Origin of the sequence: Streptomyces sp. NPDC005494 (assembly GCF_042872025.1) — a bacterium.
Classification (GTDB): Bacteria; Actinomycetota; Actinomycetes; order Streptomycetales; family Streptomycetaceae; genus Streptomyces.
Genome location: NZ_JBIAJR010000004.1, coordinates 316,474 through 341,506, shown reverse-complemented (window position 1 = coordinate 341,506; position 25,033 = coordinate 316,474). Strand labels below are relative to the sequence as shown.

Sequence of the window (25,033 nt, the reverse complement as noted above, 5' to 3'; positions counted from 1 at the left end):
CCCTTGGGGGGTATGTGCAAGTGACCTCGCCGGGACTTGCGCAGATACGGGTGGGGGGTATATCTCTTGAGGCGAAGGATACCCAGGAGGGGTATACTGTCATCGTATGGACGAGGAGCAGGACATGACTCCCACGACTCCCGGCACCACCCGGGTCGAGCTCGCCATCGGCGGCATGACGTGCGCCTCGTGCGCCGCCCGGATCGAGAAGAAGCTCAACCGCATGGAGGGCGTCGAGGCGTCCGTCAACTACGCCACGGAGAAGGCCGGAGTCACCTTCGCCGAGGGCGTCTCCGTCGACGACCTGATCGCCACCGTCGAAGCGACGGGCTACTCCGCCCAGCCGCCCCCGCCCCGCCCCGAACCCGGTACGCAGGGAGCGCCGGCGGCCGGAGAGCGGGCCGAGGACGAGCGCGCCGATGACGAGCTGCGGTCGCTGCGCGAGCGGCTGGTCACGGCAGTCGTGCTCGCCGTCCCTGTCATCGCGATGGCGATGGTCCCGGCCCTCCAGTTCGAGTACTGGCAATGGCTCTCGCTCACGCTCGCCGCCCCCGTCGTCACCTACGCGGCCTGGCCCTTCCACCGTGCCGCTTGGACCAACGCCCGGCACGGCGCGGCCACGATGGACACCTTGATCTCGGTCGGCACGTCGGCCGCCTTCCTGTGGTCGCTGTGGGCGCTGTTCCTCGGCACGGCCGGGATGCCCGGCATGACGCACCCCTTCGAATTCACGATCAGCCGTGGCGACGGCGCGGGGAACATCTACCTGGAGGCCGCCGCGGGTGTCACGGCCTTCATCCTGGCCGGGCGGTACTTCGAGGCGCGGTCGAAGCGCAAGGCGGGGGCCGCCCTCAAGGCGCTCATGGAGCTCGGCGCCAAGGAGGTCACCGTCCTGCGCGACGGCCGTGAACTGACCCTGCCCACGAGCGCGCTGAACGTCGGGGACCGCTTCCTGGTACGCCCCGGAGAGAAGATCGCCACGGACGGAACGGTGGTCGAGGGCGCCTCCGCCGTCGACGTCTCGATGCTCACCGGCGAGTCGGTGCCCGTCGAGGTCTCCAGCGGGGACTCCGTCACCGGTGCGACCCTCAACGCGGGCGGGCGCCTGGTCGTCGAGGCCACCAGGGTCGGTGCCGACACCCAGCTGGCCCGGATGGCCGAGCTCGTCGAGGAAGCACAGAGCGGCAAGGCCTCGGCCCAGCGCCTGGCCGACAGGATCTCTGCCGTGTTCGTGCCCGTCGTCATCGGGCTGGCGCTCGCCACGCTCGGTTTCTGGCTCGGCTCGGGCGCAGGGCTCACCTCGGCCTTCACGGCCGCCGTCGCCGTCCTGATCATCGCCTGCCCCTGCGCGCTCGGGCTCGCCACTCCCACCGCCCTGCTGGTCGGAACGGGGCGCGGCGCCCAGCTCGGCATCCTGATCAAGGGACCCGAAGTGCTGGAGACCACCCGCAGGGTGGACACGATCGTCCTCGACAAGACCGGCACGGTCACCACCGGCCGCATGACGCTGCTCGGGGTGCACACCGCGGGGACGACGCGGGAGGCCGAAGTGCTGCGCCTCGCGGGAGCGCTGGAACACGCCTCGGAGCACCCGATCGCCCGTGCGGTCGCCGCGGGCGCGGCGGCGGCGGTGGGCCCGCTGCCGACCCCAGAGGACTTCTCCGGCATCCCGGGCCTCGGTGTCCAAGGAGTCGTCGACGGTCACGCCGTGCTCGTCGGTCGCGAGAAGCTGCTGACCGAGTGGGCCATGGAACTGCCCGACGAACTCAAGGACGCCAAGGACCGCGCCGAGAAGGCCGGCAGGACCGTGATCGCGGTGGCGTGGGACGGTGAGGCCCGTGCGCTGATCGAGGTCGCCGACGCGGTCAAGGAGACCAGCGCGGAGGCGGTCCGGCGGCTCCGCGGTCTCGGGCTGACGCCCATCCTGCTGACCGGTGACAACCGAGCGGTCGCCGCCTCCGTCGCCGCCGAGGTGGGCATCGACGAGGTCGTCGCCGAGGTCATGCCGCAGGACAAGGCCGACGTGGTCAAGCGGCTCCAGGCGGAAGGACGCAGCGTGGCCATGGTCGGCGACGGCGTCAACGACGCTGCCGCGCTCGCTCAGGCGGACCTGGGGCTCGCCATGGGCACGGGCACGGACGCCGCGATCGAGGCCGGCGACCTGACGCTCGTACGCGGAGACCTCAGGGCCGCCGCCGACGCGATCCGGCTCTCGCGCAGGACGCTGAGCACCATCCGCTCGAACCTGTTCTGGGCCTTCGGCTACAACGTGGCGGCCCTGCCGCTCGCCGCGGCAGGTCTGCTCAACCCCATGATCGCCGGAGCGGCCATGGCTCTCTCCTCGGTCTTCGTCGTCGGCAACAGCCTGCGGCTGCGGGGATTCCGCGCGGTGGACTGACCCAGGACCCCGGTGGGGCCGGCCGCCCTCCTCCGGTTTGCTTCCGGCGGGCCGGGGCGGCAGGGTTCGGGGGTGTGGCCACTCTCCTGATCGTGCATCACACCCCCTCGCCGAACTGCCAGGCCCTGTTCGAAGCCGTCGTCTCGGGGGCGACGACGGACGACATCGAGGGCGTACGGGTCGTCCGGCGGGCGGCGCTCGCCGCCACGGCCTCCGACGTGCTCGCCGCGGACGGTTACCTGCTCGGCACCCCGGCGAACCTCGGCTACATGTCCGGCGCCCTGAAGCACTTCTTCGACCAGGTCTACTACCCGTGCCTGGACGGGACGCGGGGGCGGCCCTTCGGTTACTACGTCCACGGGGGCAACGACGTCACCGGCGCCGTACGCGGCATCGAGTCCATCACGACCGGGCTCGGCTGGCGCCGAACGGCCGACGCCGTGACCGTCACAGGTGCACCGGGCAAGGCCGACACCGAGGCGTGCTGGGAGCTGGGCGCGACGGTCGCCGCCGGACTGATGGACTGACGCCGCCGCCGGGCGGAATCACAGAACCGCCGCCGGGCTGATGGACTCACGCCGCCGCCTGGCCGAATGGCCGAACCGCGGCCGGGCTGACGCAGGGAGGCCCTCGCCGGTGGGCGCGCCGGGCTTCGGTCACCGTGGGACGAGCGTCGCCTCGGTCGCCTTGACGCTCGTCCAGACCGGCACCCCGTCGGCCAGACCGAGTTCGGCGGCGGCCTGGGGGGTGATCTCCGCGACGAGGTCGGGCGCCTCCGCCGAGCTGACCAGGACCCGCAGCCGACTGCCGCTGGCGGTGATCTCGCGTACGGTGCCGGGCCAGACGTTGCGCGGGCTGCCGCTCGGCCTGTCGCGGTGCACGGAGACGGCTTCGGGACCGATGACGGCGAGTGCTGGGGTCCCGGCGGGCAGCGGTTCCGCCGCGACGAGACTCCCGCCGCCGGAGAGCAGGAGGCCGTCCGCGGTCGCCGTACCGGGCCAGGCGTTGCGGCCCAGCATCCGCGCCACCCAGGGGGAGCGCGGGTGGCGGGTGACCTCGTCGGGCGGCGCGTCCTGAAGGGCGCGGCCCTCGTCGAGGACGAGGACCCGGTCGGCCAGCGACACCGCCTCCACGGGGTCGTGCGTGACGATCAGGCAGACGCCCCCGAAACCGGCGAGATGGGTGCGCAGCGTGTGGCGCACGCGCGCGCGTGTCGTCTGGTCGAGAGCGGCGAGCGGTTCGTCCAGCAGCAGGAGGCGCGGGCGCGCGGCCAGCGCGCGGGCGAGTGCGACACGCTGGGCCTGGCCGCCCGAGAGCTGCGCCGGCTTACGGGCGGAGAGGTGGCCGACGCCGAGCCGGCCGAGCCAGAGCCGGGCGTCCGCCCGGGCCTCGGCGCGGGAGACCCCGTGGGCGCGTAGCCCGTAGGCGGTGTTGGCCAGGGCGGAGAGATGCGGGAAAAGGGCACCGTCCTGGGGCACCCAGGCGACACCCCGCCGGTGCGGGGGCAGGCTCCCGGTGTCGGTGCCGCCCAGGCGCAACTCCGCGTGCGCGCGGGGAGTGAGGCCGAGCAGCGCGCGCAACAGGGTCGTCTTGCCCGCCCCGTTGGGCCCGACGACGGCGATCGTCGTACCGGGTTCCGCCTCGATCGTGAGCTGGTCGAAGCCCGTGACCTCGGCGCGCAGGGGCCACCTCTCCCGGGGCGGTCCTTCCGCGGACGGTCCGGCTGCCGGTTCCGGTTCCGGTTCGGGTCCGGGTTCGGGCCCGTCGTCGGGGCGGCGCGGGGCCCCGGCCTTCCGGGGTGCGCCGGCCCATCGGCCGCGCAGCGCGACGAGCACCGCCATGGCGATGGCGAGCAGCAGCAGCGACACGGACGTGGCCGTCTCGGGGGAGTCCTGGAGCAGCAGGTACACCTGGAGCGGGAGGGTCTGCGTGGTGCCCGGCAGGTTCCCCGCGAAGGTGATGGTGGCGCCGAACTCGCCCAGCGCCCGCGCCCAGGTCAGCGCGGCGCCCGCCGCCAGTCCGGGCGCGACCATGGGCAGGGTCACGGTGAAGAACACCCGGACGGGGGAGGCACCCAGGGAGGCCGCCGTCTCCTCGTACCGCGGATGAAGACCTCCGAGCGCGCCTTCGAGGCTGATGACGAGGAAGGGCATCGCGACGAACGTCGCGGCGAGCACCGCCCCCGAGGTGTGGAACGGCAGCGTGATGCCGAAGGTCTCCTCCAGCCAGGGCCCCAGCAGGCCGCGCCGCCCGAAGGCGAGCAGAAGCGCCACGCCTCCGACGGTCGGCGGCAGCACCATCGGGAGGAGGACGAGCGAGCGTACGAGGGCCTTGCCGGGGAAGTCGACGCGCGCCAGCAGCCAGGCCAGAGGCACACCCAGCACGAGCGAGAGCCCCAGCGCCCAGCCGGACACCAGCAGCGACAGCCTCAGGGCCTGCGTGGTCGCGGGGCCGGTCAGATGGGTGCCGAGCTCGCCCCAGGAGGTACGCGCCAGGATGCCGGCCAGCGGCAGCATCAGGAACACGACGGCGAGCAGCGCGGGGACCGCCAGGGTGAGGGGAGCACGGGGGCCCGACGGGCGGGTGCGGAGCTGTTTCATCGCGGTTCCCTGGGGCTGCCTTCGGTCACGGCTTCTGGAAGCCCGCGTCCTGGAGGATCTTCTGAGCCTCCGGGGAGGACAGCCAGGAGACGAAGGCGGCAGCGGCCTCTGCGTGCTCGGACGACTTCAGTGTGGCGGCCGGGTAGGACGCGATCGCGTTCTGCGCGTCCGGGATGTCGACCGCGTCGACCTTGTCGGTGGCCACCGTCGTGTCCGTGCGGTACACGAGGCCCGCGTCCGCCTCGCCGAGCTCGACCTTGCTGAGCACGGCGCGGACGTTGGGTTCCTGCGAGACCGGCTTCACCTCGATCCTCTGGGCGTCCAGGATCTGCTCCGCGTACCGGCCCACCGGCACCTCGGGGGCGGCCAGGACCACCTTGAGGGAGGGATCGGCCAGGTCCGGGAGACCTTGGACCTTCTCCGGGTTGCCCTCACCGGTGACGATGACCAGGCGGTTCTTCGCGATGACGGTCGGGGTGCCGGTCTCCGGCTCCAGACCGTCCATCGTCCGGGTGTCGGCGGTGACGAGGGCGTCCGCGGGCGCGCCCTGACGGACCTGGGCGGCGAGCTCCTGCGACCCGGCGAACGAGAAGGTCAGCTTCGTGCCGGGGTGCTCCTTCTCGTAGGCGGCTTCGGCGGTCGTGAAGACATCGGTGAGCGACGAGGCGGCCAGCACGGTCAGTTCGGTCCTCGGGGCCGCGGCGTCCTTGTCCCCGTCGTCACCGCCGCACGCGGCGAGGGTGAACAGCAGCGCCGCGGTCGACGCGGCGGCGACGCCCCGGCGGCCGGTGGGAGGGAGAGACATCGGAGGGAACTCCTCGGTGAGGGCCGCCACTCGCCGGCGGACGTGTACGGCTTCAGGTGCGGTCGATGTGCACGCTGGTCGACTTCACGCGGGCCGTGGCCCGCATGCCGACCTCGAGGCCCAGCTCCTCGACCGCCTCGCGGGTCAGCAGGGAGACGAGCCGGTGCGGCCCCGCCTGGATCTCCACCTGGGCGGCGACGTCACCGAGCTTCACCGCGGTGACGATGCCCGGGAAGGCGTTGCGCGCCGAGGTGTAGGGGACCTCCTCCTCGCCCGTGCCGACCTGGGCGACCTCGACCGAGAACGCGGCCAAGTCGCGGCCGTCGATGAGGCGGCGCCCGCTGTCGTCGCGATGGGTCGCGACACGTCCGGCGTCCGCCCAGCGACGGGCGGTGTCCGGGCTCACGCCGAGAAGACGCGCGGCCTGCCCGATGGTGTAGGACTGCATGTGCGACACGATATGGGGCTGTGGCTCGCATCTGCAATGCTCTGGCGTTCGGCACTTGGCAGATGCGTATCGCGCCGGGCGTTTCTGAGACTCGGCGCACCGCTCGAGCCGGACCGCGGTCGGTCCGTGAGTGCGGCCGGACCGCACTCGGCCCGTCAGTGCGGCCCGACCGCAGTCGGCCCGTCAGTGCGGCCCGACCGCAGTCGGTCCGTCAGTGCGGCCGCCAGCTGAGCTTGCCGCCGCCCACCCACCTCACGACGGCCGGATCGTCGAGATCGTGGATGTGGATCCCTGCTGCGGCAGCCGCGATCAGCACGTCCGTCATGGCGGTCGCCCGGCCGATGACCTCGCCGTCGATCTCGACGATGCGGAAGGGCGGGTCACCGGGCTGGACGGGCAGCACGGTGATCCGCGGGTACGAGGCGTACGGGTTGTCGGTCATAGCTGGATCGATTCCACACAGACTCAGCTGGTATGCCCGCGGGTACGCGTTGTGAGCCTTATGCCCGATTTAGGCAACTTTCTTGGAATTAGTCCCGTAATCCATAAAAGGCCATTTCGTGTGACCTGGGGACCTTCAAGGGAGAGCAAAACGCCCTTTTCGGACTCCGTGACCAGCGTCACTGGTCACCTCGGGGACGCCCGCGCGGAGCGGCCGGTTCCCTTCTGTGCCAAGAAGAATGGCCGACGCAATGTGCGATGGATTACACGAATTCCGAAGAATCGATCTTGCGGGCGAATTTTGATCACGAGATCGGGCTTGTTCCTTTCGCTATTCCTCGCCTACGGTCACCATCACTCCGGATGGAACGCCTAATCCTGCCGCCGTCCGGTTACCCGACCACTTCTCGTACGGCAGGAGCGGGGGACCCAGGTAAGCGCCGATCCGGTATCCGGATCGGCTCGGGGTGAAGTCGCATCTCTATGCGGCCGGGCATCTCCAGTCCGAACCCGACAGCTCACTTCGTAGGCGGCGGAGAGGAAATCCAGCATGCCCGAAAACGGTAAGTACCGTCGTTCCAGGACCAGTTCGCTGACTCGCGGCATCATCGTCGTGACCACGGGCGCTCTCGCCCTCCCTGTCATCGGAGCGACCGGTGCGTTCGCCGCCCCGGCCGCCTCCACCGTCGAAAAGGCGGCGGCGTCGACTTCCGTGACCGGTAAGGGAATTGCCGCACAGAAGTCCGGCTCCACCACCTATTCCGTGATCTTGGGCGACACTCTCGCCAAGATCGCTCGCGAGCATTCCGTGAACGGTGGCTGGAAGGCCCTGTACGAGGACAACCGGAAGGCTGTCGGCGAAAACCCCGACCTCATTCACCCCGGTCTGAAGCTGGCCATAGGCGCCAAGGCCGAGAAGAAGTCGGCCGACACGTCGGAGAAGAAGGCCGACAAGGCCGCCGACCGTGCCGAGCAGAGTGCCGAGCGCGCCGACCGTTCGGAGCGCACGAGCACCTCGGTCGCCGCGCAGGGCGCACCCGCCGAGGCTGCTCCGGCCGCCGCGCCGGTCGCGTACACGAACGACCTCGACGGCTGGATCAAGGAGTCGCTCGCGATCATGGCCGAGCACGGCATCCCCGGCAGCTACGAGGGCATCCACCGCAACATCATGCGCGAGTCCTCGGGCAACCCCCAGGCCATCAACAACTGGGACTCGAACGCCGCCGCCGGCATCCCGTCGAAGGGCCTGCTGCAGGTCATCGACCCGACCTTCGAGGCCTACCACGTGCCCGGCACGTCGACGGACAGCTACGACCCGGTCGCCAACATCACCGCCGCGTGCAACTACGCCGCCGACCGGTACGGCTCGATCGACAACGTCTTCGGGGCCTACTGAGCCTCGCGGATGCGTGACCTGCTGACGCGCGAGGCGTGACGGCGGGGACAGAGGGACATCACCGACGGGTGGTGCGGGTTCGGCGGAACCCGCACCACCCGTCGTCCGTGTGCGCGCTCCCGGGCCTGCCCCCGGGCGGCCGTGGGCGCGGAACCACGGGCAGCCGGCGGCCGGGCGACTGGTCTCGTACAGGTTCGTCGTCCATACTGCCCGCCGTGGAGCAGCGCATAGATTCGAACACCAAGCCCGAGTTCGCCGCGGGGACAGACCCGGCGTACATCCCCGGCCTGACGGCCCCAGTTGCCGCCCGGACGGGGGCGGAGAAGGCGGAGGCGTCCGAGGAGGTCCGGGACCCGGAGGACGCCGTCGTGCACGCGGACGACGTGGCCGAGGTGACCGACGCCGAGCCGGCGGCGCCCGGTGGCGAGGCGTCCGCGGAGGAGGAAGCGGCTTCCGAGGACGAGGCGGCTGTGGAGGCCGGCGCCGCGCGCGACGGCGCGGACGGTCCCGTCTTCGAGGTCAGCGACCGGCGCGGGTCGATCCGGGTCGACGCCGAGGGTGTCCGCTTCCGGCTGGACGACCAGGAAGCGGAGTTCGACTGGGCCGAGATCGGCGCGGTCGAGGTCAAGACGGGCCGCTTCGGACGCCGGTTCACCGTGACCGTCCACCTGTCGAGCCGCCGGTGGTTCAACGCCGAGGTCGAGGCGGGGGCCCGGAGCAGCCTCAAGCAGTGGACGGCGGAACTGGACGCCGTGCTGGACACCTACTTCGAAGAGGACTGACCCGCACGGTCACGGCGCGCACCGGGCTGTCCGCCGGCCCGGTGCGCGGCATGCCCTGACGCGTGCTCAGACCTCCGCCGCTCCGTCCAGCACCACCGAACGCGTCAGATGGCGCGGCAGGTCCGGATCGAGACCGCGGGCCGCCGCGCGGGCGATCGCCAGCCGCTGGACGCGGACCAGGTCGGCCAGCGGGTCCAGCGTGCTCTCCACCCACCGCGCGCCCGTCGACCGCACCTGCTCCGCCAGCCCCTCCGGCGCGGCGCCGAGCATCCACGTCGCGGTTCCGGCCGTCGCGATGCTGATGGGACCGTGGCGGTACTCCATCGCCGGATAGGACTCCGTCCAGGACAGGGACGCCTCCTTCATCTTGAGCGCCGCCTCGTTGGCGAGCCCGACGGTCCATCCGCGCCCCAGGAAGCTGAACTGGGAGCACTCCAGAACCCCGTCGGGCAGCGGCTGCGCCAGCGCGGTCTCCGCATCCCGCACCGCCTGGTCCGTGTGCAGCCCGAGATGGGCGCGGAACAGGGTCAGCGCCGTGGTCGCGAAACGCGTCTGCACCACGGACCGTTCGTCGGCGAAGTCGAGGACGACCATCTCGTCCGCCGCGCCCTCCACCGGAGTGTGCGGATCGGCGGTCACCACGACGGTCCGCGTGGTGCCCCGCAGCCGGCTCAGCAGGCCGAGTACCTCCGTCGTCGTTCCGGACCGCGTCAGGGCGACGACCCGGTCGTACACCCGGCCGAAGGGGAACTCCGAAGCGGCGTAGGCGTCCGACTCGCCCTGCCCGGACGCCTCGCGGAGCGCGGCGTAGGCCTGCGCCATGTAATACGACGTTCCGCAGCCGACCACGGCGACGCGCTCACCGGCGGCGGGCAGTGCCGGTGCCGCCGTCCGGCCGACGGCGACCTCCGCGGCGCGGCGCCAGCACTCCGGCTGACTCGCCGTCTCGTTCTCCACATGGGACATGTGCGCACTCCGCTTCCACTGCTGCTCGCACCTGAGGGGTGGACTGGGGGAAATCGTCGCCACTTTGTTCAATTCTGCATGTTACATGGGGCAATCGAGCAGAAACAAGCAAATGGCCTTCAGTTCGGCGATCCGTGGTACGGCGGTTTTCGGCCATGCTCAGTGGGTAGTCGGCTCGATCCGGTTCCGCTGTTCCAGGCTGGGTAGGCGTAGCGCGCTGCGAGCACAGAGGGGTACATGCCGCCCAGCAGGCGGCAAACCAGCCGAAAACCCGCCGACCGGACGATCGGTGGCGACCCCGGACGGTCACCGGAACCGCGCCCCGACCCGGGTGAAGGGGCGATTTTGCGTCACGGTGCCCATATGTTGGCCGAGTTCGAACGCGCGGCCGGATCCCGGTCGGCATAATCGCTCCATGCCGATCACGGTGGGGGACGTCGTTGACCTCGGCGGGGGCCTGTACGCCTGGCTGCCGCCGAAGCGGGGCTGGGGCCTGGCCAACTGCGGCCTTCTCGTGTCGCGGCGCGGCGCACTGTGGATCGACGCCCCGTACGACCCCTTGCTGGCGGGGCAGTTCCTGGCGGAGAGCACCAAGCGCCTGCCCGACGGGGTGAGCGTCGACCGCGTGATCGTCACCCATGCCAACGGCGACCACTTCTGGGGTGCCGGCGTGCTCCCGCACGCGGAGATCATCGCGACCCGGGAGGCCCGGGAGCACATCCACTACGACCCCACGCCGCGGCAGCAGCACGCGCTCGTGAGCGGGAGCGACCCGGCGACGCCCCTCGGCGCGTATCTCGGGCGTCACTTCGGGGCCTTCGACTGGTCCGCCACCGAACAGGTGCTGCCGACGACCTACTTCACCGGGGAGCTCGAACTGACCCTGGGGGAGCACACGGTCCAGGTGTCCTCCCTGCCGCCCGCCCACACCACGGGTGACCTGATCGTCCATCTTCCCGCGCACCGCGCGGTGTTCAGCGGCGACATCATCTTCGCCTCCACCGCGCGGCAGCCCGGGGACCACCCGGTGCACTGGGCGGGACCCCTGAGCAATGTGATCGACGCCTGCGAACGGGTGCTGGCCACCGGGGCCGAGGTGATCGTCCCCGGTCACGGCCCGCTGCTCGACCCGGCCGGGGTGCGCGAGCACATCGGCTACCTCGCGTACGTACGAGAGCGCGCCCACGCCCTGCACGCCGCCGGCGTGCCCGCGCCGGAGGCCGCGCGCCGGGTGATCCGGGAGGGCCGCCACCCGGAACTCGGTCTGCCGGAGCGCCTGGTGGTGACCATCGGCAGCGAATACCGTCACCTAGACGGCTCCGAGCTGCCCGAAGTGCTCCAGGTGATGGCCGATGTGGCGGCCGTCGCCCACGAGACCGGCACGATGTGTACCGACGAGCCGGCATGACGGCCGGCCGGCCCGACGGCCCGACGTCCTGCCGCCGCGCGGGACACCGGCCGTCCCCGACAACAGAGACGCGGTGACGCCGTGGTGGCATGGATCCTGGCCCTGACAGCCGTCGTGACGGCCATATGGTCGGCCGTCCGCACGGACCGGGCCATGCGCGAGTCGCACCACGCCGCGGCGCGCGCCGAACTGGCCGAGCGCCAGTTCAAGGCAGCCGAGGCGCGCACCCTCGCCCTCACCGAGGAGATACGACAGCTCGCGCAGAAGCGGATACCGGCAGCGGCCACCGCGCTCTCCCACCGCTCCGCGCCCGTCCCCGGACTGCGGGAGGCCGCCGGGATCGAGGGCGACGCCGCGCGCCTGCTGACCGAGGCGGTGCAGGCCGCGCGCACGGCGGTGCTGGAGGAACGCGGACGCGTCGACGCCGCCGCCCGCTCGGCCATGCGCGGTACCTCGGCCAAGATCCAGTCACTGCTCAACCAGTCGCAGCACCTGCTGCACGAACTCCAGCACGAGTACGACGACCCGCGGATCCTGCAGCTCGACTTCCGCAACGAACTCGCGCTGCGACGCACCCAGGCCACCGCCGTGCTCTGCGACGCCTGGCCGGGACTCGCCCGTCAGAACTCCTCCCTCGTGGAGATCGTGCTCGGCGCCCAGTCCCGGGTCGCGGGATACGAACGCATCAAGGTCGCCAACCACCTGCGCCAGGAGCGGCTGGCCCTGGTCGCCCGGGCCGCCGAACCCCTCGCGATCGCCCTCGCCGAACTGCTGGCCAACGCGACGGCGTACTCGCACCCGGACACCGAGGTGCCGGTGACGGTGCAGCAGACACCGGGACGAGGCGCCATGATCCTCGTCGACGACGCCGGGATCGGCATGGACGAAGACGCGCTCAAGAGGGCCCGTACATTGCTCTCCGGGCCCTCCGAGGTCCTGCTCACCGAGCTGGGGGACCCCCCGCAGACCGGCTTCGCCGTGGTCGGGCGCCTGATCGCACGCTACGGCTTCAGCTGCCACATCGAGTCGTCCCCGTACGGAGGGATGCGCGCGATGCTGCGCATCCCGGCCCACCTGCTGACCGTGATCGACGACGACCGCACCCTGTCCGTGCTCGCACCGAAGCCCGTACACGCGCGCGTGCCCGTCGCCGAAGACCCCGAGCCCGTCACGACTCCCGCACCCGCAGGGCTCCCCGGGCCTCCGGCAGGTGCAGATCCCGCCGGAGACCCTGGACCCGCCGTGCCCGCCGAACCCGCCCCCCGTGCCGAAGAGGCCGCGACCGCCGAGGACGGTGAGCAGCGCCCGGCCGGGCTGCCCAGCCGACGGCGCAGGAGCCGCCGGGCCGCCTCCCCGGACGCGCCGTCCTCCCCGCGCCGGCCGGTGGAGGAGGAGCCCGCGCCCCGCACGCCCGAACAGGCCGGAGCGGCCTGGTCCTCCCTCCAGGAGGGCACCCTCAGCGGCAGGAGCGCCCCCGCGGTCCCGGGCCCCGCGGCCGTGGCATCACCCTCAGCATCCTCATCGGACGACCAAGGAGACGACGAGAAGTGAGCACCACTCCCACCACCGGTGATCTCGCCTGGGTGCTGACCCCGCTGCTGGAACTGCCCGGCGTGCAGCATGCCGTGGTCGCCACCGGGGACGGGCTCGTCGAGGGCGCGTCACCGGGCCTGGAACGCGCGTCCGCCGAGCGCGTCGCCGCGATGACGGCGACCCTGCACGCCGCTGCCCGTGCCTTCACCACCGCGTTCACCGACGCGGAGTCCCCGCGCCTGGCGCAGACGGTGGTGGAGTCCGACCTGGGTTTCGCCATCGTCGTACCCGCGGGCAGGAACACCACGCTGGCCCTGTTCGCGGCCCCCGACGCGCACCTGGGGAACATCGCATACCAGATGCAGGTGCAGGTCACCGCGCTGACCCGCGCCATGCACGCCCCCACCCGCCGACCGGACGCCGCCGACCAGCCATGAGCCCCGGCCCAGGGCGCCGCCTGATCCCCGCCTATCTGGTCACCGGTGGCCGCCTCGCGCCCACCGGCCCCGCGCTCGACCGGCTCGCCGTGCTCCTCCGCACGGATTCGGCCCTGCCGCCGGAGACCGGGACGGAACAGCGCAGACTGTGCGAACTCCTGGATCCGGGAGCCCTCACCGTCGTCGAATGCGCTGCCCACCTGGACCTGCCGGTCAGCGCAACGGTCTTCCTGGCCACGGATCTCGTGGCCGCAGGACATCTGCTCGCTCGACCACCGATCCCCAGCGCCGGTGAGATCGACCGGTCGCTCGTCGAGAGGCTGCTCGTTGGACTCCGTTCCCTCCACTGACCGGGGCGGCATCGGCTATCTGCCGAGTGCCGCCGAGACCCTGATGAAGCTCGTCGTCACGGGTCCCTTCGGCGTGGGAAAGACGACCCTGATCCGTACGCTGTCGGAGATCCCGACCCTGCACACGGAGGAGGCGATGACGCAGTCCAGCACCCGACTCGACGACACCGCCGGACTCCCGGAGAAGACCACGACCACCGTCGCAGTGGACTTCGGACGGCTCACCGTCCAGGACGACCTGGTGCTCTACATGTTCGGCACGCCGGGCCAGGAGCGCTTCCTCCCGCTGTGGGAGGACATCGCACGCGGCGCGCTCGGTGCCCTGGTCATGGTCGACACCCGCCGCCTCGAGGACTCCTTCGCCGTCATGGACATGGTGGAGGAGCAGGGCCTCCCGTACGCCGTCGCCGTGAACCGCTTCCCCGACGCCCCCGCCCACGCGGACGAGGTCCTGCGCAAACACCTCGACCTCGATCCCCGCACTCCGCTGGTGCAGTGCGACGCCCGCGAGCGCCGGGGCAGCATCGACGCCCTGATCGCCCTCGCCGAGCACGCGCTGACCTGCCTCCCCGTCTCCCAGGAAACGCCATGACCCCGCCCGTGCCCGGCACATCACCCCTCGTCGCCGTCCCGCCCGAGGAGCGGCTCGCGCTCTACGGCCCCGACTTCGCCGCCGATCCGCACGGCCACTACCGCAGGCTGCGCTCCCAGGGGCCGCTGGCCAGGGTGCGGATCGCCCCCGACGTCGACGCCATGCTGGTCACCGACTACCACGCGGCGGTCGACCTCCTGCGGGACACCGACACCTTCACGAAGGACCCGCGCGCCTGGCAGGCGGGGGTACCGGCCGGCTCACCGGTCCTGCCCGTGCTCGGCCACCGGCCCACCGCGCTCTTCAGCGACGGGGACGTCCACGCCCGCTACCGCGGCGCCATCAACGACACCCTCGCGCTGATCGAACCCCACCTGCTGCGCGCGGAGGTCGCCCGGGTCGCCCAGCGGCTCATCGCGGACTTCTCGGCCACCGGCTCGGGCGACCTCATCGCCCAGTACGCCCGCCGCCTGCCGCTGCACGTGTTCACCGCCGCCTTCGGCGTGGCCCCGGAGGACACCGAGCGGGTGGTCAGGGGTACCGCGGCGATGATGGACTCCGCGGCGGACGCCACAGCCGCCTACGACGACCTCGTCGGCGTCGTCACCGGTCTCGTCGCCCGGCGCAGGGCCGCCCCGGGACGCGATCTCACCACGTACCTCCTCGCGCACCCGGCCGGCCTGGACGACAACGAGACGGTGCGCCAGATCACCCTGATCATGAGCAGCGGCCACGATCCCACGACCAACCTGATCGGCAACGCGCTGCTGCGCATGCTCAGCGACAGCGGCTACGGGGGATCCCTGCACGGCGGGGCGGTCACCGCCCAGGAGGCGGTCGACGACGTGCTCTGGCGCGATCCGCCGCTGGCCAACATGGGAGCGCACTTCCCGCGCCACGACACCGAGTTCCACGGGGTCGCGCTCCGTGCCGGACAACTGGTCCTGGTCTCCTTCGCCGCCGCCAACACGCAGTCACCGCCGCCCTCCTCCGACGCCGCGGTGCGTTCCGGGGACGGCGCCCATCTGGCCTGGTCCACCGGCCCCCACCGGTGCCCGGCCAGACAGCCCGCCCTGCTGATGGCCACGACGGCGATCGAGCAGCTCACCAGCCAGCTCTGCGACCTCGAACTGGCCGTCGCCCCCGAGGCGCTGATATGGCGTCCGGGCCCCTTCCACCGCGCTCCGGCCCATCTCCCGGTCCGCTTCACCCCTCTCGACACCCTGCCCGACCCCGAGGCCTCCGGCGCCCCGGACGCTGTCGATCACGTTCCGGCCCGTGTCGGTGGTACGCCGAACGGGTGAGGGGCGAGAGAATTGCCCGATGAACAGCGAGCGCAGCCGGCGCACAGCCAACCGGCGCACGGACGGGGTGGATCTGTGAGCAGGTACGACAGGTACGACAGGTACGACGCCACCGACGAACAGTGGGAGGGTCTCGCCCAGGTCGTACCCCTGAGGGGACGCAACGAGTGGCCGTCCCGGGTGGACCACAGGGCCGTCCAGGACCGTCAGGAGTCGGTCGAGCAGCGGCGACTGGTCGTGCTGAGGGTCCAGGTGTTCGCCGACGCGCGCGAGGTGGCGGAGTACCTGGTGGCGCAGATCCCGGTCCTGCTGGACCTGACCGGCGCCGAGAGCGACGTGGCCAAGCGGATCCTGGACTTCAGCAGCGGCGTGGTCTTCGGGCTCGGCAGCGGGATGCACCGGGTGGACCGTAACGTCTTCCTGCTCGCGCCGGTCGGTATGGAGGTCGAGGGGGTCACCGCGGCGGGCGTACCTCAATCGTAGGAAGGTCGTGCGGACAAAACGGTTCGCCGCTCCGGGGCGTGCGTACGGTCCGCTCATGACTGTGATCTCCACGACTCCCACGGGGACGACGGCCCCTTCGCCGTCCGGAGCGCCCCGTCCGGCCCGCCCCTTCGTCGGTGAGCTCCGGCTCGACGCCTTCGCCTCGCACAGGCGCACCGTGATCCCCCTGGGGCCGCTCACGCTGATCACCGGCACCAGCGGCAGCGGGAAGTCGACCGCCCTGCGGGGGTACGAGGCGCTGGCGCGGCTGGCGGCGGGTGATCCGCTGGAGGAGGTCTTCCCCGACCCGGCGGCCTGGGTGCCGGAAGGAGCGGCTGCCGACGCGCAGGGGCGGCGCGGATTCAGGCTCGGCTGCACGGTGGAGGGCCCCGTCGGGCCGGTCAGGCTGGACCTCGCCGTGCAGGCCGAGCCGGCGCTCCGCATCGTCGGCGAGCGCCTGACGGACTGCGGCGAGACCCTCCTGAGCACGGCCCTGCTCGATCCGCGGCGCTCCGCCGTGCAGGCCGCCTGGCACACCGCGGGGGCGGTGGCGGTGACACGCGCCCCCTTCCCCGACGACCGGCTGGGCACCGCCCTTCTGCCGTTGCGCGTCGCGGGCACCACGGACGGTCAGCTGAGGGTGCTGGCCGCTGCCGAACAGGTGGTGGTGGCGCTGCGGTCCGCCTTCGCGTGCGACCCGCAGCCCCGGCGGATGCGTGCGGCGGTTCCGGTCGGGGAAGGGCGGCTGACGTCGTCCTGCGACAACGTGTCCGATGTCCTCCACCGGACCCGCAGCCAGTGCGCGCAGCGCCATGCCCGGCTCGTCGCCGGCGCGGACGCAGGGTGTGCGGGGCGGGTGACGGGTCTGACCGCCGAGCGTCTGGAGGACGGGACCGTACGGGCCATGGCCGAGCGGGGAGAGCGGGAGAGCACGCCTTTCGCCCGCCTCGGGGACGGGGAGCTGCGGTATCTCGCCTTCGCCCTGGTGCTGCTGACCGGCCCTCATGTCCTGGTGGTGGAACCGGCAGCCGAGGTTCCTTCGGCCATACAGGGACTCACGGTGCTGGCCGACGGGTTCGACCGCAGCCTGGACGCGCGCCAGACGGCGGAACTGCTGGCGCTGGCGGCGTCGATCTGCGCGGACGGCCACATGCGCCTGCTGGGGACCGTCGGGGAGGCGGCCGCCGCGGCCGCCCGCGGAACGGCAGGTGTGACGGTGGTAGACCTGGCCCCGTGACAGAACTGGATGTGAAGCAACTGCAGCGGCGGCTCGCCGACTTCGCGGCCACCCGGGCCTGGGAGCCGTACCACACCCCCAAGAACCTCTGCGCGGCGCTGAGCGTCGAGGCGTCCGAACTGCTGGAGATCTTCCAGTGGCTGACGCCGGAGCAGTCGGCGAGGGTGATGGAGGACCCTGGCACGGCATTCCGGGTCGAGGACGAGGTGGCGGATGTCCTGGCGTATCTGCTGCAGTTCTGCGAGGTCCTGGGTGTCGACCCGCTGGCCGCGCTCGCGGCGAAGATCGAACGGAACGAGGCGCGCTTCCCGGCCGCCGAGAGCAGTGGGCCTATCGACCGTCACTCTTCGGAGTGATCGACTTATGCACAACCGGACTCCTGTCCACAGATTTCCGATTTCCTCTGGCTTTCGTGTGCCGCACACCTCACTGTGGGTAATGAAGAGGTGAGCGGGTTTCGTATGGGCGGTCCGGGCGACGGGGGACATTGCATGGAAGCGGAGCGGTTGATCGAGGCGGGCCGGAGCGCACTGGCGGACAGCCGGGAGGTGCCGGCCGTCATGGCGGAAGCGTGGCAGGCGCAGGCACTCGCCCGTGCGGTGGGCGGGCAGTTGGCGCGCTGCGGGCCGGCGGAGTTACGCACGGAGGCGCGAGGGCTGAGCGAGATCTGCGCCCTGGGCAGCGCGGTGTTGGACCATCCGATGGTTCCGGCCGGGGGCGTTCGGGCCTCGCAGCTCACCGAAGTGTCCGACGTGCCACGGGCGCTGGCCGCACTCGCGCAGCTTTTGGGCGAGGCGGGTATCGCGCTGGTGGGCGTGGCCTGCGGCACGGAGGAGGAAGCGCTCTACTGGCAGTGCATCGAGGCGATAGATGCCGTGGACGAGTCGGTGGACCGGATCCACGGGATGGTGCGGCGGCTCGCGGAGATGGAGCGTGAGCAGGAGGGGGACCAGGAGCGCGACGGTCCCTACGGGGTGATCCGGGGACCGGCGGGTTTCGCCGCCGGTCAGCCGTGAGTCCGGCGGGTGGCGGGGGTGAGGGGCGGGGCCCCGGCGCGAGGCGAGGGCAGGGGAGGCGCGGCGGTTTCGAAGGTGCAGGATGGATGCATGGATCTTCGAATCTTCACCGAGCCCCAGCAAGGGGCGAGCTACGACACCCTGCTCACCGTCGCCAAAGCCACCGAGGACCTCGGCTTCGATGCCTTCTACCGGTCCGACCACTATCTGCGCATGGGATCCGGGGACGGGCTGCCCGGGCCGACCGACGCGTGGATCACTCTGGCCGGTCTGGCCCGGGAGACCAAGAGGATCCGCCTCGGCACGCTGATGACGGCCGGCACCTTCCGTCTGCCCGGTGTGCTCGCCATCCAGGTGGCACAGGTCGACCAGATGTCCGGAGGCCGGGTCGAACTCGGCCTGGGAGCCGGTTGGTTCGAGGAGGAGCACAAGGCGTACGGCATTCCGTTCCCCAAGGAGAAGTTCGGCAGGCTGGAGGAGCAGCTGGCGATCGTCACGGGCCTGTGGGAGACGGAGACGGGCAAGACCTTCAGCTACGACGGGACGTATTACCAGCTCACCGACTCGCCTGCGCTGCCCAAGCCCGCGCAGGCCAAGGTGCCGCTGCTGATCGGAGGCCACGGTGCGGTCCGTACCCCGCGGCTGGCCGCGCGGTACGCGGACGAGTTCAACATTCCCTTCGCGTCGATCGAGGACAGCGAGAAGCAGTTCGGCCGTGTCAGGGACGCCGCTGTGGCGGCCGGCCGGGCCGCCGACGACCTGGTGTACTCCAACGCCCTGGTGGTGTGCGTCGGGAAGAACGACGCGGAGGTGGCACGCCGCGCGGCCGCCATTGGACGCGAGGTCGAGGAGATCAAGGCCAACGGGCTCGCGGGCTCCCCCGACGAGGTCGTCGAGAAGATCGGCCGGTACGCGGCCATCGGCTCGTCCCGGATCTACCTCCAGGTGCTGGACCTGCACGACCTGGAGCACCTGGAGCTCATCTCGTCGCGGGTGCAGTCCCAGCTGAGCTGACGGGCGCGGCCCACCGAGCCCCTCCGGACGGGGCGCCCGCGCGGTGGGCTTCCCGGGCCCGAGCCGGCTCCGGACGCGACCGCCGACCTGACCCCGTCGGGTCCGGTCCGGAGCCCGCGCTTTCCGGTCCGGCTCGGGGTCCGCGCCTTCCGGTGCGGACCGGTGGCCTCCAGGGCCGGACGCGGGAGGTTCCGGCCTTGAGGGAAGTCGCCACACAGTCAGGCAGCAGAACGCCCACAGCAGCAAGCCGAAGCGCAAGGAGCAGTTGTGTACCCCGCCCGGACCCAGGACGTACCACCCGGCCGCACGCTCGGCGACGCACTCGCCGAGGGGACCGTCCTGCTGGACGGCGGTCTCTCCAACCAGTTGGAGGCACAGGGCTGCGATCTGTCGGACGCCCTGTGGTCGGCCCGCCTCCTGGCCGACGCTCCCCAGCAGATCGAGGCCGCGCACGCGGCGTATGCGCGGGCGGGAGCGCAGGTGCTCACCACCGCCAGCTATCAGGCGACGTTCCAGGGGTTCGGGCGGCGCGGGATCGGGCGGGCGAGGGCCGCGGAGCTGATGGCCGGGAGCGTGGTGTCGGCGCGCCGGGCGGGTGCGGCGACCGGGCGGGAGTTCTGGGTGGCCGCCTCCGTCGGACCGTACGGCGCGATGCTCGCGGACGGCAGCGAGTACCGCGGCCGCTACGGGCTGACGGTGCGGGAGCTGGAGCGCTTCCACCGCCCCCGGGTGGAGGTGCTGGCCTCGGCGGGCCCTGACGTACTGGCCCTGGAGACGGTGCCGGACATCGAGGAGGCGGAAGCGCTGCTGCGGGTGGTCGAGGAGTTCCAGATCCCCGTCTGGCTCTCGTACAGCGTGGCCGGCGGGCTGACCAGGGCAGGTCAGCCCTTGGCAGAGGCCTTCGGGCTCGTCGCGGGCATCGACCAGGTGATTGCCGTCGGGGTCAACTGCTGCGATCCCGTCGACGCGGACCGTGCGGTGGAGATGGCGAGCGCCGCGACCGCCAAGCCGGTCGTCGTCTACCCCAACAGCGGTGAGCAGTGGGACGCGGAGGGCCGCACGTGGACCGGTGACCGCACGTTCGAGCCGTCCAGGGTGCGGGACTGGCAGAGGGCGGGCGCTCGGCTGGTCGGCGGATGCTGCCGGGTCGGGCCACCAGAGATCGCGGCGCTCGCCGGTCAGCAGGCGCCGCCCGTCCGGTGAGCGGGTACCTCCGGCCCGAACACGCCGCGCCGGGCGCCCCGGGGATCGAGCGCGCCGCGCCGGACGCCGCGCCCGGGCGGCCCGCCGCGCACACGCCGCGCCGGGCGCCCTGGACCGCACATGCCGCGCCGAGCGCCTAGCCCGGGCGGCCCGCCGCGCACACGCCGCGCCGAGCGCCTTGCCGGGGTGGCCCGCCGCGCACACGCCGCGCCGAGCGCCTCGCCCGGGCGGCCAGCCGCGCACACGCCGCGCCGGGTGCCTGGCCCGGGCGGCCCGCCGCGCACACGCAGCGCCGAGCGCCTCGCCCGGGCGGCCAGCCGCGCACACGCCGCGCCGGGTGCCCTGGACCGCACACGCCGCGCCGGACGCCTCGCCCGGGCGGCCAGCCGCGAACACGCCGCCACGCCCCCGGCCCGGGCGCCCTCGCCGCAACGCGCCGGCGGTGAGGGGGTGAGCGGTGATGGACGGAGCGCACCACCCGGCCGCCCCGCGCGGTGCGTGTCCGCTCCCAGGTCCGCTCCCGTGTCCCGCTAATTTGCTACCGCTGTGGGCGCACCGGCGCCCATAATCGGACGGGTGTTCCTGACTATCAGCACCACCGGCACCCCTGAGCGTCCCGCCACCGACCTGGGCTTTCTGCTGCACAAGCATCCCGACAAGGCGCAGACGTTCTCCACCTCGCACGGAACCGCGCATGTCTTCTATCCCGAGGCATCCGCGGAGCGCTGCACGGCCGCCCTCCTGCTGGAGGTGGATCCGGTGGCGCTGGTCCGGCGCGGCAAGGGCAAGGGCCGGGGCGGGGCCCCCGACGCGGCGCTCGCGCAGTACGTCAACGACCGTCCGTACGCGGCGTCGTCCCTGCTCTCGGTCGCGATGACCACGGTGTTCAAGTCCGCCCTGAACGGCGCCTGCCGCGCGATGCCCGAACGAGCCGAGGCGCCCCTGCCGCTGCGCATCGAGGTACCGGCGCTTCCCGCGCGCGGCGGCGCGGAACTGGTGGGCAAGCTCTTCACGCCGCTCGGCTGGACCACGGTGGACGCCGTGGCCGTGCCGCTGGACGAGCGGTTCCCCGAATGGGGCGACTCGCGCTACGTACGGCTGGTGCTGGAGGGCGAGCTGAGGCTCGCGGACGCGCTGCGCCAGCTGTATGTGCTGCTGCCTGTGCTCGACGACGCCAAGCACTACTGGGTCGCGCCGGACGAGGTGGACAAGCTGCTGCGGGCCGGCGAGGGCTGGCTGGCCGGCCATCCCGAACAGAAGCTGATCACCAGCCGTTATCTCTCCCGCCGCTGGGGGCTGACCCGGCAGGCGATGGAGCGGCTGGAGCTGGTGCGGCTCGCCGAGACCGACGACCTGGAGGTGGAGAGCGTGGACAACGCCGTCGACGAGACCACCGACACGGAGGAGAGGCCCGTACCGCTGGCCGAGCGGCGCCGCGCGGCGATCCTGGAGGCCCTCCGTGCCGCCGGAGCGAACCGGGTGCTCGACCTGGGCTGCGGTCAGGGCCAGTTGGTGCAGGCGCTGCTCAAGGACGTGAGCTTCACGGAGATCGTCGGCGTCGACGTGTCGATGCGCGCCCTCACCGTCGCCGCCCGCCGGCTGAAGCTGGACCGCATGGGGGAGAGGCAGGCCGGGCGGGTCACCCTCCGCCAGGGCGCTCTCACCTACACCGACAAGCAGCTGAAGGGGTACGACGCGGCCGTGCTCAGCGAGGTGATCGAGCACCTCGACCTGCCGCGGCTGCCCGCGCTGGAGTACGCGGTGTTCGGTGCCGCGCGACCGCGCACCGTGCTCGTGACCACGCCCAACGTCGAGTACAACGTCCGCTGGGAGACGCTTCCCGCCGGGCACGCCCGGCACGGCGACCACCGCTTCGAGTGGACCAGGGCCGAGTTCCGGGACTGGGCGGAACAGGTCGCCCGGCGCCACGGGTACGCCGTGGAGTTCGTACCGGTGGGACCGGAGGACCCCGAAGTGGGGCCTCCCACACAGATGGCCGTGTTCACGATGACCACGGCTCAGGAGACGACGAAGGAGGCGAAGGCCGCATGACCGGTACCCCTCGCACGCTGCCGGTGACCGACCTGTCGCTCGTCGTGCTCATCGGAGCCAGCGGATCGGGCAAGTCCACCTTCGCCCGCAAGCACTTCAAGCCGACCGAGGTCATCTCCTCGGACTTCTGCCGCGGCCTGGTCGCCGACGACGAGAACGACCAGAGCGCCAGCAAGGATGCCTTCGACGTGCTCCACCACATCGCGGGCAAGCGTCTCGCCGCGGGCCGGCTCACCGTCGTCGACGCCACCAACGTGCAGTCCGAGAGCCGTAAGCAGCTCGTCCAGCTGGCCCGGCAGTACGACGTGCTGCCCATCGCCGTCGTGCTGGACATGCCGGAGGAGCTCTGCCAGGCCCGCAACGCCGCCCGCCCCGACCGCGCGGGCATGCCCCGCCATGTCGTCCAGCGCCACCGCCGTGAACTGCGACGCTCCCTGCGCGGCCTGGAGCGCGAGGGCTTCCGCAAGGTCCACGTCCTGCGCACCGAGGAGGAGGCGGACACCGCCGAAGTCGTCCTGGAGCGCCGGTACAACGACCTGCGTCACCTCACCGGCCCCTTCGACATCATCGGTGACATCCACGGATGCAGCTCCGAACTCGACACGCTGCTCCACAAGCTGGGGTACAAGGACGGCGCGCACCCCGAGGGCCGTACCGCCGTGTTCGTCGGCGACCTCGTCGACCGGGGCCCCGACAGCCCCGGCGTGCTGCGCCGCGTCATGTCCATGGTGGCGGAGGGCAACGCCCTGTGCGTCCCCGGCAACCACGAGAACAAGCTCGGCCGTTACCTCAAGGGCCGCAAGGTCCAGCACACCCACGGGCTCGCCGAGACCATCGAGCAGCTCGAGAGGGAGGACGCCGAGCACCCCGAATTCCGCAGGGAGGTCGCGGAGTTCATCGAGGGACTCGTCAGCCACTACGTCCTGGACGAGGGCAGACTGGTCGTCTGCCACGCCGGGCTGCCCGAGAAGTACCACGGGCGCACCTCCGGCCGGGTCCGTTCGCACGCGCTGTACGGGGACACGACCGGTGAGACCGACGAGTTCGGCCTGCCCGTGCGCTACCCGTGGGCCGAGGACTACCGGGGCCGCGCCGCCGTGGTCTACGGGCACACGCCGGTGCCCACCACCTCCTGGGTCAACAACACCCTCTGCCTGGACACCGGCGCGGTCTTCGGCGGGAAGATGACCGCGCTGCGGTGGCCGGAGCGCGAGATCGTCGACGTGCCCGCCGAGCGTGTCTGGTACGAGCCCACGAAGCCGCTGGTCACCGAGGCTCCCGGAGGCCGTGAGGGCCGTCCGCTCGACCTCGCCGACGTGCAGGGCCGCCGTGTCGTGGAGACCCGGCAGATCGGCCGGATCGCGGTGCGCGAGGAGAACGCCGCGGCGGCGCTGGAGGTCATGAGCCGGTTCGCCGTCGACCCGAGGCTGCTGGCCTACCTCCCGCCGACCATGGCGCCGACCGCCACCTCCCGCGAGGACGGCTTCCTCGAGCACCCGGCCGAGGCCTTCGCGCAGTACCGCGCGGACGGCGTCGGGAGGGTCGTCTGCGAGGAGAAGCACATGGGATCGCGCGCCGTGGCGCTGGTCTGCCGCGACGCCACGACCGCCCGCGAACGCTTCGGCACCGACGGTCCCACCGGCGCCCTGCACACCCGGACGGGCCGGCCGTTCCTGGACGACGTGGCACTCACCGAGGTCGTCCTCGGCAGGCTCCGCACGGCGCTCACCGCTGCCGGGCTCTGGGAGGAGTGGGACACCGACTGGGTGCTGCTCGACGCCGAGCTGATGCCCTGGTCCCTCAAGGCGGCCGGGCTGCTGCGCTCCCAGTACGCCTCGGTGGGAGCCGCAGCCGGTGCGGTCCTGCCGGCGGCCGGGGACGCGCTGTCCGCGGCTGCAGCCCGCGGTGTCGACGTCCGCGACCTTGCCGGCCGTCAGGCGGAGCGAGCCGAGGACGCCGCCGCCTTCACCGACGCCTACCGGCGCTACTGCTGGAGCACCGAGGGCCTCGACGGCGTCCGGCTCGCACCGTTCCAGATCCTCGCGGTGCAGGGCCGCTCGCTCGCCTCCGTACCGCACGACGAGCAGCTGGCCTGGCTGGACCGGCTCGTCGAGCACGACCCCACGGGTCTGCTCCAGGTCACCCGGCGCCTCGTCGTCGACACGGGTGACGAGGACTCGGTGCGCTCCGGTGTCGACTGGTGGCTGGAGATGACGGGCCGCGGCGGCGAGGGCATGGTCGTCAAGCCGCTCGGCGCTCTGGTGCGGGACGCGAAGGGCAGGCTGGTCCAGCCGGGCATCAAGGTGCGCGGCAGGGAGTACCTGCGGATCATCTACGGCCCCGAGTACACGAGGCCGGAGAACCTCGAACGCCTGCGCTCGCGGTTCCTCGGCCACAAGCGGTCGCTGGCCCTGCGGGAGTACGCCCTCGGACTGGAGGCGCTCGACCGGCTGGCCGAGGGGGAGCCGCTGTGGCGGATCCACGAGGCGGTCTTCGCGGTTCTCGCCCTGGAGTCGGAGCCCGTCGACCCCCGGCTGTGAACCACTGCCCGGAATCGGCTGGCGGTTC

The 25,033-nt window shown here is 72.1% G+C and carries 23 protein-coding genes and 1 riboswitch; of the genes, 18 read left to right on the top strand and 5 right to left on the bottom strand.

Going from position 1 to position 25,033, the window contains the following annotated elements; translation table 11 throughout:
- The first annotated feature begins 124 nt into the window (after nt 1-124).
- The gene (locus tag ACFYQ6_RS15285) at nt 125-2,398 is read left to right on the top strand and encodes a heavy metal translocating P-type ATPase (protein ID WP_388763427.1); all 2,274 of its coding nucleotides are present in this window, start codon (nt 125-127) and stop codon (nt 2,396-2,398) included.
- Between the two features lie 74 nt (nt 2,399-2,472).
- Entirely contained in the window at nt 2,473-2,925 is a 453-nt protein-coding gene (locus ACFYQ6_RS15280; RefSeq protein WP_361576054.1) for an NAD(P)H-dependent oxidoreductase, read from the top strand.
- 129 nt (nt 2,926-3,054) lie between these two features.
- Here the strand turns inward: ACFYQ6_RS15280 and ACFYQ6_RS15275 are convergent, their stop codons facing one another.
- The 4 genes from ACFYQ6_RS15275 to ACFYQ6_RS15260 form a co-directional block, all read right to left on the bottom strand.
- Nucleotides 3,055-4,998, bottom strand: a complete 1,944-nt coding sequence (locus ACFYQ6_RS15275) for an ABC transporter permease (RefSeq protein WP_388763253.1) — start codon at nt 4,996-4,998, stop codon at nt 3,055-3,057.
- 25 nt (nt 4,999-5,023) lie between these two features.
- Nucleotides 5,024-5,803 carry a molybdate ABC transporter substrate-binding protein gene (gene modA / locus ACFYQ6_RS15270; RefSeq protein WP_388763251.1) on the bottom strand — a complete coding sequence of 260 codons (780 nt, stop codon included), beginning with the start codon at nt 5,801-5,803 and terminating at the stop codon, nt 5,024-5,026.
- Nucleotides 5,804-5,855: 52 nt separating this feature from the next.
- Nucleotides 5,856-6,251: a molybdopterin-binding protein gene (locus ACFYQ6_RS15265; protein ID WP_388763250.1), complete on the bottom strand. Its 396-nt coding sequence runs from the start codon at nt 6,249-6,251 to the stop codon at nt 5,856-5,858.
- 211 nt (nt 6,252-6,462) lie between these two features.
- Entirely contained in the window at nt 6,463-6,693 is a 231-nt protein-coding gene (locus tag ACFYQ6_RS15260) for a hypothetical protein (protein ID WP_361576066.1), read from the bottom strand.
- Nucleotides 6,694-7,051: 358 nt separating this feature from the next.
- A riboswitch (cyclic di-AMP (ydaO/yuaA leader) is annotated at nt 7,052-7,237 on the top strand.
- 5 nt (nt 7,238-7,242) lie between these two features.
- On the opposite strand from ACFYQ6_RS15260, the gene ACFYQ6_RS15255 reads away from it, so the two are divergent.
- The gene (locus tag ACFYQ6_RS15255) at nt 7,243-8,088 is read left to right on the top strand and encodes a transglycosylase SLT domain-containing protein (protein WP_388763248.1); all 846 of its coding nucleotides are present in this window, start codon (nt 7,243-7,245) and stop codon (nt 8,086-8,088) included.
- A gap of 215 nt (nt 8,089-8,303) precedes the next feature.
- Nucleotides 8,304-8,870: a hypothetical protein gene (locus tag ACFYQ6_RS15250; protein ID WP_361576072.1), complete on the top strand. Its 567-nt coding sequence runs from the start codon at nt 8,304-8,306 to the stop codon at nt 8,868-8,870.
- Nucleotides 8,871-8,936: 66 nt separating this feature from the next.
- On the opposite strand, the gene ACFYQ6_RS15245 is transcribed toward ACFYQ6_RS15250, so the two are convergent.
- Complete coding sequence (locus tag ACFYQ6_RS15245) at nt 8,937-9,836, bottom strand: SIS domain-containing protein (RefSeq protein WP_388763246.1); 900 nt, start codon at nt 9,834-9,836, stop codon at nt 8,937-8,939.
- Between the two features lie 415 nt (nt 9,837-10,251).
- On the opposite strand from ACFYQ6_RS15245, the gene ACFYQ6_RS15240 reads away from it, so the two are divergent.
- The 14 genes from ACFYQ6_RS15240 (at nt 10,252) to ACFYQ6_RS15175 (ending at nt 25,005) form a co-directional block, all read left to right on the top strand.
- Complete coding sequence (locus ACFYQ6_RS15240; RefSeq protein WP_361576078.1) at nt 10,252-11,244, top strand: MBL fold metallo-hydrolase; 993 nt, start codon at nt 10,252-10,254, stop codon at nt 11,242-11,244.
- Nucleotides 11,245-11,325: 81 nt separating this feature from the next.
- On the top strand, nt 11,326-12,795 hold the full coding sequence (locus ACFYQ6_RS15235) for an ATP-binding protein (protein WP_388763244.1): 1,470 nt from the start codon (nt 11,326-11,328) through the stop codon (nt 12,793-12,795).
- On the top strand, nt 12,792-13,214 hold the full coding sequence (locus tag ACFYQ6_RS15230) for a roadblock/LC7 domain-containing protein (protein WP_361576084.1): 423 nt from the start codon (nt 12,792-12,794) through the stop codon (nt 13,212-13,214). The genes ACFYQ6_RS15235 and ACFYQ6_RS15230 overlap by 4 nt, the downstream gene beginning before the upstream one ends.
- The gene (locus tag ACFYQ6_RS15225) at nt 13,211-13,564 is read left to right on the top strand and encodes a DUF742 domain-containing protein (protein WP_356743275.1); all 354 of its coding nucleotides are present in this window, start codon (nt 13,211-13,213) and stop codon (nt 13,562-13,564) included. The genes ACFYQ6_RS15230 and ACFYQ6_RS15225 overlap by 4 nt, the downstream gene beginning before the upstream one ends.
- Nucleotides 13,542-14,156, top strand: a complete 615-nt coding sequence (locus ACFYQ6_RS15220; RefSeq protein ID WP_388763241.1) for an ATP/GTP-binding protein — start codon at nt 13,542-13,544, stop codon at nt 14,154-14,156. The genes ACFYQ6_RS15225 and ACFYQ6_RS15220 overlap by 23 nt, the downstream gene beginning before the upstream one ends.
- Nucleotides 14,153-15,460, top strand: a complete 1,308-nt coding sequence (locus ACFYQ6_RS15215) for a cytochrome P450 (RefSeq protein WP_361576092.1) — start codon at nt 14,153-14,155, stop codon at nt 15,458-15,460. The genes ACFYQ6_RS15220 and ACFYQ6_RS15215 overlap by 4 nt, the downstream gene beginning before the upstream one ends.
- 75 nt (nt 15,461-15,535) lie before the next feature.
- Nucleotides 15,536-15,943: a cell division protein SepF gene (locus tag ACFYQ6_RS15210; protein ID WP_361576095.1), complete on the top strand. Its 408-nt coding sequence runs from the start codon at nt 15,536-15,538 to the stop codon at nt 15,941-15,943.
- A gap of 7 nt (nt 15,944-15,950) precedes the next feature.
- Nucleotides 15,951-17,180 (top strand): AAA family ATPase, encoded by a 1,230-nt coding sequence (locus ACFYQ6_RS15205; protein WP_388763239.1) that lies wholly within the window; start codon nt 15,951-15,953, stop codon nt 17,178-17,180.
- A complete protein-coding gene (locus ACFYQ6_RS15200; RefSeq protein ID WP_361576101.1) occupies nt 17,177-17,536 on the top strand; it encodes a nucleotide pyrophosphohydrolase in 360 nt (119 codons plus the stop codon). Before ACFYQ6_RS15205 ends, ACFYQ6_RS15200 begins: the two co-directional genes overlap by 4 nt.
- A 135-nt stretch (nt 17,537-17,671) precedes the next feature.
- Nucleotides 17,672-18,196, top strand: coding sequence for a DUF6099 family protein (locus ACFYQ6_RS15195; RefSeq protein WP_361576104.1), 525 nt, complete (start codon nt 17,672-17,674; stop codon nt 18,194-18,196).
- A 90-nt stretch (nt 18,197-18,286) separates the two neighbouring features.
- Nucleotides 18,287-19,210: an LLM class F420-dependent oxidoreductase gene (locus tag ACFYQ6_RS15190; protein WP_361576107.1), complete on the top strand. Its 924-nt coding sequence runs from the start codon at nt 18,287-18,289 to the stop codon at nt 19,208-19,210.
- A gap of 267 nt (nt 19,211-19,477) precedes the next feature.
- Nucleotides 19,478-20,413 carry a homocysteine S-methyltransferase gene (gene mmuM, locus ACFYQ6_RS15185; RefSeq protein ID WP_361576110.1) on the top strand — a complete coding sequence of 312 codons (936 nt, stop codon included), beginning with the start codon at nt 19,478-19,480 and terminating at the stop codon, nt 20,411-20,413.
- Nucleotides 20,414-20,989: 576 nt separating this feature from the next.
- Nucleotides 20,990-22,465, top strand: coding sequence for a 3' terminal RNA ribose 2'-O-methyltransferase Hen1 (locus ACFYQ6_RS15180; RefSeq protein ID WP_361576113.1), 1,476 nt, complete (start codon nt 20,990-20,992; stop codon nt 22,463-22,465).
- Entirely contained in the window at nt 22,462-25,005 is a 2,544-nt protein-coding gene (locus tag ACFYQ6_RS15175) for a polynucleotide kinase-phosphatase (protein WP_388763237.1), read from the top strand. The genes ACFYQ6_RS15180 and ACFYQ6_RS15175 overlap by 4 nt, the downstream gene beginning before the upstream one ends.
- Nucleotides 25,006-25,033 lie beyond the last annotated feature (28 nt).

Coding starts and splice junctions, on each gene's coding strand:
- modA (WP_388763251.1), bottom strand. CDS start 5,803: ATGTCTCTCCCTCCCACCGGCCGCCGGGGCGTCGCCGCCGCGTCGACC.
- ACFYQ6_RS15225 (WP_356743275.1), top strand. CDS start 13,211: ATGAGCCCCGGCCCAGGGCGCCGCCTGATCCCCGCCTATCTGGTCACC.
- ACFYQ6_RS15245 (WP_388763246.1), bottom strand. CDS start 9,836: ATGTCCCATGTGGAGAACGAGACGGCGAGTCAGCCGGAGTGCTGGCGC.
- ACFYQ6_RS15240 (WP_361576078.1), top strand. CDS start 10,252: ATGCCGATCACGGTGGGGGACGTCGTTGACCTCGGCGGGGGCCTGTAC.
- ACFYQ6_RS15285 (WP_388763427.1), top strand. CDS start 125: ATGACTCCCACGACTCCCGGCACCACCCGGGTCGAGCTCGCCATCGGC.
- ACFYQ6_RS15255 (WP_388763248.1), top strand. CDS start 7,243: ATGCCCGAAAACGGTAAGTACCGTCGTTCCAGGACCAGTTCGCTGACT.
- ACFYQ6_RS15175 (WP_388763237.1), top strand. CDS start 22,462: ATGACCGGTACCCCTCGCACGCTGCCGGTGACCGACCTGTCGCTCGTC.
- ACFYQ6_RS15265 (WP_388763250.1), bottom strand. CDS start 6,251: ATGCAGTCCTACACCATCGGGCAGGCCGCGCGTCTTCTCGGCGTGAGC.
- ACFYQ6_RS15260 (WP_361576066.1), bottom strand. CDS start 6,693: ATGACCGACAACCCGTACGCCTCGTACCCGCGGATCACCGTGCTGCCC.
- ACFYQ6_RS15215 (WP_361576092.1), top strand. CDS start 14,153: ATGACCCCGCCCGTGCCCGGCACATCACCCCTCGTCGCCGTCCCGCCC.
- ACFYQ6_RS15275 (WP_388763253.1), bottom strand. CDS start 4,998: ATGAAACAGCTCCGCACCCGCCCGTCGGGCCCCCGTGCTCCCCTCACC.
- ACFYQ6_RS15190 (WP_361576107.1), top strand. CDS start 18,287: ATGGATCTTCGAATCTTCACCGAGCCCCAGCAAGGGGCGAGCTACGAC.
- ACFYQ6_RS15195 (WP_361576104.1), top strand. CDS start 17,672: ATGGAAGCGGAGCGGTTGATCGAGGCGGGCCGGAGCGCACTGGCGGAC.